At 68.9% G+C, this 7,039-nt stretch carries 6 protein-coding genes; 2 read left to right on the top strand and 4 right to left on the bottom strand.

Annotated elements, in window-relative coordinates:
- Window positions 1–1,786: UvrD-helicase domain-containing protein (locus tag VFW69_RS12620; protein ID WP_526501707.1), on the bottom strand; the 1,786-nt coding region annotated here is incomplete at its 3' end.
- Window positions 1,786–5,088: an exodeoxyribonuclease V subunit gamma gene (recC, locus tag VFW69_RS12615; protein WP_526501705.1), complete on the bottom strand. Its 3,303-nt coding sequence runs from the start codon at window positions 5,086–5,088 to the stop codon at window positions 1,786–1,788. The genes recC and VFW69_RS12620, both read right to left, overlap by 1 nt.
- Window positions 5,089–5,209: 121 nt before the next feature.
- On the opposite strand from recC, the gene VFW69_RS12610 reads away from it, so the two are divergent.
- Together VFW69_RS12610 and cynS are read left to right on the top strand one after the other, a co-directional pair.
- On the top strand, window positions 5,210–5,725 hold the full coding sequence (locus tag VFW69_RS12610) for a nitroreductase family protein (RefSeq protein WP_526501703.1): 516 nt from the start codon (window positions 5,210–5,212) through the stop codon (window positions 5,723–5,725).
- Window positions 5,726–5,818: 93 nt separating this feature from the next.
- Window positions 5,819–6,274 carry a cyanase gene (gene cynS / locus VFW69_RS12605; protein ID WP_526501701.1) on the top strand — a complete coding sequence of 152 codons (456 nt, stop codon included), beginning with the start codon at window positions 5,819–5,821 and terminating at the stop codon, window positions 6,272–6,274.
- Window positions 6,275–6,382: 108 nt separating this feature from the next.
- On the opposite strand, the gene VFW69_RS12600 is transcribed toward cynS, so the two are convergent.
- Window positions 6,383–6,862, bottom strand: a complete 480-nt coding sequence (locus VFW69_RS12600) for a hypothetical protein (RefSeq protein WP_526501699.1) — start codon at window positions 6,860–6,862, stop codon at window positions 6,383–6,385.
- Window positions 6,859–7,039, bottom strand: a 181-nt coding sequence (locus VFW69_RS12595) for a hypothetical protein (RefSeq protein ID WP_526501697.1), incomplete at its 5' end; no start/stop codon positions are given. The genes VFW69_RS12600 and VFW69_RS12595, both read right to left, overlap by 4 nt.

Here is a 7,039-nt window from a genome sequence, read left to right as displayed (position 1 = left end):
GGCGATTGCGCTCCGGTGCGCCGCTGCGCTCGTCACGCTGCCGGCGCAGCCAATCGCGCAGCGCGGGCAGGCTGTAGTGGCTGCGGTGCGCGATATCCTGCAGCAGCTGGGTGACATGCGCCAGGTCGGTCATATGCCGCTCACCGCCCTGCCAGGCGAGCACGCGATTACCCATGCCCAGCAATTGAGCGGCCTCGAAGATGGCCGCGACGCCGCGGTCGCGGGCATGAGCGGCCCACTCCCGCAGAGTCTTCGCGATCCGATCCGTGAGCGCGTCGCCGCCGGCCGCCAGCGATTCGGCGGTCTCACCGAAGAACATCGTCGCTGCGGCCGCGCGCACCATCCCGGGCCGGTGCGGTTGGTCGAAGGCCTCCAGCAGGCACAGCCAATCCTCGGCGGCCTCGGAGGTGAACACGTCGGAGTTGCCCGTGTACACCGCGGGGACGCCGGCAGCGCAGAGCGCCTTGAAGCAGGCATGCGCGTCGCGGTGCTTCTCCACGATCACGGCGATGTCACGGGCCTGCAGTGGTCTACCGGCGAACGTCGCACCACTGGCCAGCAACGCGCGGATGTCGGACGCGAGATCGGCGCCGATGTGCTCACGCACCTGGTCGATCGGCAGATTCTGAACACCGCGACGCCCCAGCGTCTTTCGCGCGACCACGCGCAACCGGAACGGGTCGTTGTGCGGTGCGCCGGCGAGCCGATGACCGCGGTGATGCGCGTCGACGTCGTTCACCACGATCGCGGGGTCGCCGAGTTGGGCGCCGCGCAGCACGACCTGCAACCGCTGCAGCAGCGCGGAGTCGCTGCGCCAGTTGGTGTCCAGCGTCTTGCGCTCACCCGCCGTCTCGGCCGCCCGCAGATAGGTCACGATGTCACCGCCGCGAAAGGCGTAAATCGCCTGCTTCGGATCACCGATGAGGATCACGGTGGAGCGCCCACTGAACGCCCGGTCGATCACCTGCCATTGCACAGGGTCTGTGTCCTGGAACTCGTCAACCATGACGATCGGCCAGCGTTGGTGCATGCGTAGCCGGGCGGGGGAGTCGTCGGTGGCCAGCGCGTCGGCCAACCGGATCAGTAGGTCATCATAGCCGAGGACGCCCAGCCGGCGCTTGCGCGTATTCAGCTCGGCCAGAACATCATTGGCGAACCTGACGCTGACGGCTGCCCGCGAATCAGGGTCCGGGTCACGCGGCCGCAGCTCGGTCGACGGATTGTTGACGACCGCGCGTGCCAGCCGCAGCGCCTCGCGGTAGTGCAGCGCCGGGTCATCGCGCTCCTGGCCGAAGTGGGCCAAATACAGATCGTCGACGATCTCGGTCACCAGGTCATCGAGACTGTCGAGCAGCGTCACGCTGGCCGCGGTGTCCCCGGCCACGCCGAGCGAGCGCAGCACCAGCTGGCAGAACTGATGGGTTGTGGCGATCGTCGCCGCATCGAAGCCGGCCAGTGCGTCGCGAAGGCGCTCTTGGCGCGCCGCGCGCTGATCGTCGGTGCCGTCCAGCAGGTATGCCACCACCTGGTTGTCGCCGACGATCGACGGATCGGCGAAAGCTCGCACGGCATCGACGATTTGGCAGCGGACGCGTTCGCGTAGCTCTTGGCTGGCGGCCCGGCCGAACGTGATGAGCAGCATCTGGTCGAGCGTGGCGGCGCCGTCGGCGAGATACCGCGTCACCAGAGAAGCCAGCGCGAAAGTCTTGCCGGTTCCCGCGCTCGCCTCCAGCACGGTCGTGGAGCGCTCGGCCGGCAGCGCACGCAACAGGTCGAAGCGCTCCATCAGATGGGTTTCCTCTCGGCGCGCAGCATCGGCAGCCAGACCCGGGCCGCGTAGGCGCCGAGCCGGTTGTCCTCGCCGTCGCACTCCTCGCCCGGCCGCACAGGCTGCATCAGCCCTTCCAGTGCCGCGCCCTTGCCCCACGCCCTCGCGTGCGCCGGGGCCTGATCCTCACCCGGGAAGCGGTCGCTGGATTTCCAGCGGTATCGCGCCTCGGTCACCGGGTCCTCGCCGCCGTAGCGGGCGGCCGCCCAGGCATACGACGTCTTGATGGGCAATGGAATTGGCTCGCGCCGTCCGGCATCATAGATCGCCACCAGCTCGCGCAGCACCTCGACGGCCTGCTCACCGTCGCGCGGCGGACCCAGCCCCTCCACCCGGGTGCTGGCGCCCCTGCGCATGCGGCCGACACACACCGCCGAGAAGTCCCGGCCGGGATCATGTGCGACCAAGGCCAGCAACGGGATCCACGATTCGAGCAGATGCTTGCCGTCCAGTCGCGAATATGTCACCGACACCAGGCGATCGCCGTACACCGGCGACACCGTGCCGGTCAGTCGCCGCCCGCCACCCAGGTCGATGTCGACGTCGTATGCAACCTCGCGGGCGTGGCCGTGCCGTTGCCTATATTGAAGCGCCTCGCGCGCCAACAGGGCGGCCTGGTCCCGGATCTCGGTGACCTTCCGCCAGCCCAGCTGACCCGGCGGCAGGGTGCCACGCCGCCACTCCGCTTGCCGCGCGTCGTCCGGAGTCATCCCGCGCAGGATGTCGCCCAGCATCCGGTCGCCGACCGTCCACTCTTCGAGGCCGTCGATGTCGACCGGCATGGCGTCTTGCACGCCGTCGACGTCATACGGCAGCGTGAATTCCAGTGCGCGGAAGAAACCCTTCACCGGGTCTTTGAAGAAGCCGACCAGGTCGGCAAGGATGACGTCGCCGGCCGGCGGTGATGGCAGCGGCCCCGAGATGAATTTCGGCTGTGCGCCGTGCTCGCCGGTGGCCGCGCGCGCCGCACGCAGCACCGTCGGGTCGAAACTGAACGGCACGTCCGGGACGAGCCTGCCGGGGATGACATTGCGAATGTCGAACGGCTGCAACGGATGCTCGACGACGATGCGGTCACGTACCTTGGTCATGGTGGTCATGTCGAGGGTGTCCAGGAGTTCGGCCAGCGGCACCGCCGGCGGGCGCGGCTGGCCCGAATATTCGTTGGCGCCGGTGTAGGTGATCACCAGTTTCTCGGTGGCCGCGCCGATCGCGTCGAGCAGCAATTGCCGGTCCTCGGAACGGATGTCACGTTCCCCGGTCATCGGGCATCGGGCCAGCGCGTCGTCACCGTCGACGATGCCGAGCCGCGGGAACAGCCCGTCGTCCAGACCGACCAGGCACACCACCCGGTGTGGCACCGAGCGCATCGGCACCATGGTGCACACCGTCAGGGTGCCGGTGCGGAAGTTGGCCCGCGTCGGGCGACCCGCAAGGCGTTGGGTGAGCAGCGCGCGAATGTCGGGCAGCCGCAGCGCGGTGCCGCCCCGGGATCCGGCCTGCGCAACCGTCTGAGCGAACTCGCGTTGCATCTGACCGGTCTGCCATTCGTCCGCGTCGCGGACCCGCGTCAGCAGCGTGATTCCCTCGGTGAGGGCGGCCAGCCACCCGGTCAGCGGGCTGGTGGCGGCGAGCGAGTCGAGGACGTGCTGCAGCCGGGCGACGAATTCGGCGAACTGGCCGGCCAATTGGACGCGGTTACTGCTGACGTCGTCCAGCGGCAGCGTCGCGTCGATCCATGCGTTCGAATCGTCGGACATCGCGACGCCCGCCAGTATCCGGTCCATGCCGAAACGCCATGTGTTGTGCACGAAGTCGACGTGGTAGGGCCGCCGATGCTCCTGGTCCAGCCCCCACCGGATGTTCGCCTGCCGGACCCAGCGGGTGATGGCCTCCAGATCGTCATCGGTGAATCCGAACCGGGCGCGCACCGGCGGGGCCTGAGCCAGGTTGAGCACTTCGCTCGCCGTCACCCGGCCCGCCGCCAGGGCCAGCAGTTGCGCGGCCACACCCAGCAATGGGTTGGTCTGGATCGGCGAGCGGTCCGCCAGCCGGACTCGTAGCTGGTGGGCGGGATGGGCGCCGTGCACCACGTCGCCCAGGCCGAAGTCGGCCATGATCAGCGGCGCGTAGGTCTCGATGTCCGGGCACATCACCAGGATGTCGCGCGGCTCCAGCGTCGGGTCGTCCTGCAACAGGCCGAGCAGCACCTCGCGCAGCACGTCGACCTGGCGGGCCGGGCCGTGGCAGTTGTGGATCTGTACCGATCGGTCGTCGGCTCCGATCGTGCGGCCTTGCGGCCGAATGGCATTGGCGGCGATGTCGGACTGCAGCCAGCCGAGCAACGTGTCCGGGCGCACGGCGGGGGACAGATAGTCGTCGGTTACCGGATCCGGCGGCAGGCTGCGTTGCAACTCCCGCAGGTCTCGTCCCAGCGTCGCGAGGAGTGGATGGGGTACCGCGCGATGGCTGACGTCGTCGCGCCGGCGAATCGCGCCGCGCGTGCCGGCCAGCGCGCGCCACAGCTCATCGCTCGGGTGCGGTAGCCACAGGTGCAGGTCGTGGTGGGTGGCTACCGCCTCCAGCAGCTCGACGTCGGTGCGGGTCAATCGGGTGTGTCCGAACAGCGACAGCCGAGGCGGTAGCTCGCTGGGCGCCTCTCGCAGGCGCGCGATGGTATTGGCGTGGCGGATATGCGGCGGGTCGGCGGCGACCCGTGCCACCAGCGCCCGCCACAGCTCGGGCTGCCAGCGCAGGTCCTCGTCGAGATCGCCGGGGTCGCCGTTGCCCCAGTCGATGAGCAGTTGCGGGCGCTGGCGCGCGTAGGAGTCGAACAGTCCGGCCAGCCGTCGCGCCACCTCGTATCGGCGGCCTTGGCGCAGCTCGGCCTCCGCGCCGGTGTGGAAGTGGCCCACATGCATGGCCAGCGTGCGGCACCACGGTTCGTCCAGCGAGCAGTCGATTGCCTCGAGCAGCGGCCAGGCCATGGCGTCCGGCGACCACGGATCGTTGTCGGCCGTGCCGGTGATTTCGGCGATCAACGAGCCCGGACTGCGGAACGCCACCCCGGCGCACACCCCGTCACCGCCACGCGCACCAAGCACGTGCGACAACCGCTGGCTGAGCCAGCGTTCCACGCCGCGCGCCGGGACGACGACGAGTTCGGTGGCGAACGGGTCGGTCAGCGGGTTGGCCAGCAGAGCGCCGAGACCGTCGGCCAGGAGATCGGTGCGCTCGGCACGGTGTAGATGAAGCGGCATTGCGCTGTCACGATAAACCCGAACACCGACATGAGTAAGCGCTTACGGGCGCCGATTCCCCTGGGAATCGGCGCCATGCGACGCCGGTTGATCCGAGAAAACAGTTAGTGGAGGGAACCAGATGGAAGCTTGGGACGCGATCTGCGCACGTCGCAATGTCCGGGAGTACCAGCCGAAGCCGATACCGGCCGAGGACCTGGACCGCATCGCCGAGGCCGGTTGGCGCGCGCCGTCGGCGAAGAACCGCCAGCCGTGGGATTTCGTTATCGTCACCGACCGCAGCCAGCTGGTCGAGCTGTCCACGGTCTGGCGGGGCGCCGGTCACATCGCCGGGGCCGCGGCCGCAATTGCCATCGTGGTCCCGGTGCCGCCCGACGAGCGCCGAGTGGTCACCGACAACTACGACGTCGGCCAGGCCACCATGGCGATGATGATCGCCGCCACCGACCTGGGGATCGGGACCGGTCATTCGTCGGTGGGGGACCAGGACACGGCGCGCGCGATCCTGGGCGTGCCCGACGGTTACCTGGTGGCTTTCCTGCTCGGGGTGGGCTATCCCGCCGATCGCCCGCTCACGGCGATTCGCAAGCCGGATCGGCGACCGTTCGCCGAGGTCGTGCATCACGGCCGCTGGTGATCACCACGGCGAAAAATCTTGCGGGCCTGGTTCTCAAGCGCTTGGTCACCGCGACCAAGCGGGGGTGATGTCCGGCGGGCATGCTTGGGGGCTATGAACAGAACCGAAGTCACCGAACAGGTCGTGTCAGCCCGGCTCCGGGAGGGGCTGACGTGGCAACAGCTGGCCGACGCGATCGGCAGGCCGCTCGTGTGGACCACGGCGGCGTTACTCGGCCAGCACCCGGTTCCGGTGGAGCAGGCCAAGGTTCTGGCCGAGAAGTTGAAGCTGGACGAGTCGGTGGTGCCGGTGCTGGCCGCCGCTCCGATGCGTGGCGGGCTTCCCACCCAGGTTCCCACGGATCCGACCATCTACCGCTTCTACGAAGCCCTGCAGGTGTACGGCGGCGCCCTCAAGGAGGTGATCGCCGAACAGTTCGGCGACGGCATCATGAGCGCGATCAACTTCAGCCTCGACGTGCAAAAGAAGCCGCACCCGTCCGGTGATCGCGTCGTGGTGACGTTCGACGGGAAATTCCTCCCCTATCAATGGGTCGAGGCGCAGGACTGAGGCGAGGGCGCCCTAGTGAAGTGACGACGCGTCGCACGCGTGTCAGACTAGCGTCGAGGAGGCGAAGCGAACGCGGTGGCGGCCAGCGGCGGCCACCGCGTTCGGCGTTCAGTTCATCAAGACCTGCGGGGAAAGCTCTTTGAGCATCGCGTTGGCCCAGCGCATCTGGCGCAACGTCTCGGGGTGGCAGCGCGACGTCAGGCTCAGCAGTTCGGAATCCTTAGCGGCCTGTGCGCCCTGTGCCAGCAGCTCCCAATCGAGCGACACCCCCGCCGACAGCCGGTGAATCCGGCGCAGGTCGGCGAGCAGCGCCAGACCGGGCTCCGGCCGGTGCCGCAGCAGGCCACTCATCCACGACTGCAGGAAACCGGAGACCGCACTGCTATGCGGGTCGGCGGACAGGTGCAGACCATAGTGGCGGCCGTGCTGCGCCAGCTCCTTGAGGTGTTGCCGCGACCAGCCGGCCAGATCGCGCGCGAGGTGATGGATGTCCTGGTCACTGTGGTGACGCGCCGCCACCACGTTGAGCTCGTGCGCAAGCTTGCGTTCGGAGCGGTGCAGCTCGCGGATCGCCAGCTTCAGCTTCATGGCCGGCCTCCCGCGGGGACGACTTCGGTGACGCCGGCTAGCGCGCCACCTACCGTCGCGGGCACCGATCCGTTGACCGGGGCGGACGCCGCGGTCGTCGGCGCGTGCCCGTTTCGTTCGGGCGACCTTACCCGAACCTTGCGCAGCCGGGCGGCGGCCGTCTTGTAGGTCGGCTGC

This window comes from Mycobacterium sp. (genome assembly GCF_036273375.1).
Classification (GTDB): domain Bacteria; phylum Actinomycetota; class Actinomycetes; order Mycobacteriales; family Mycobacteriaceae; genus Mycobacterium.
This window is presented reverse-complemented; position numbering and strand designations above follow the sequence as displayed.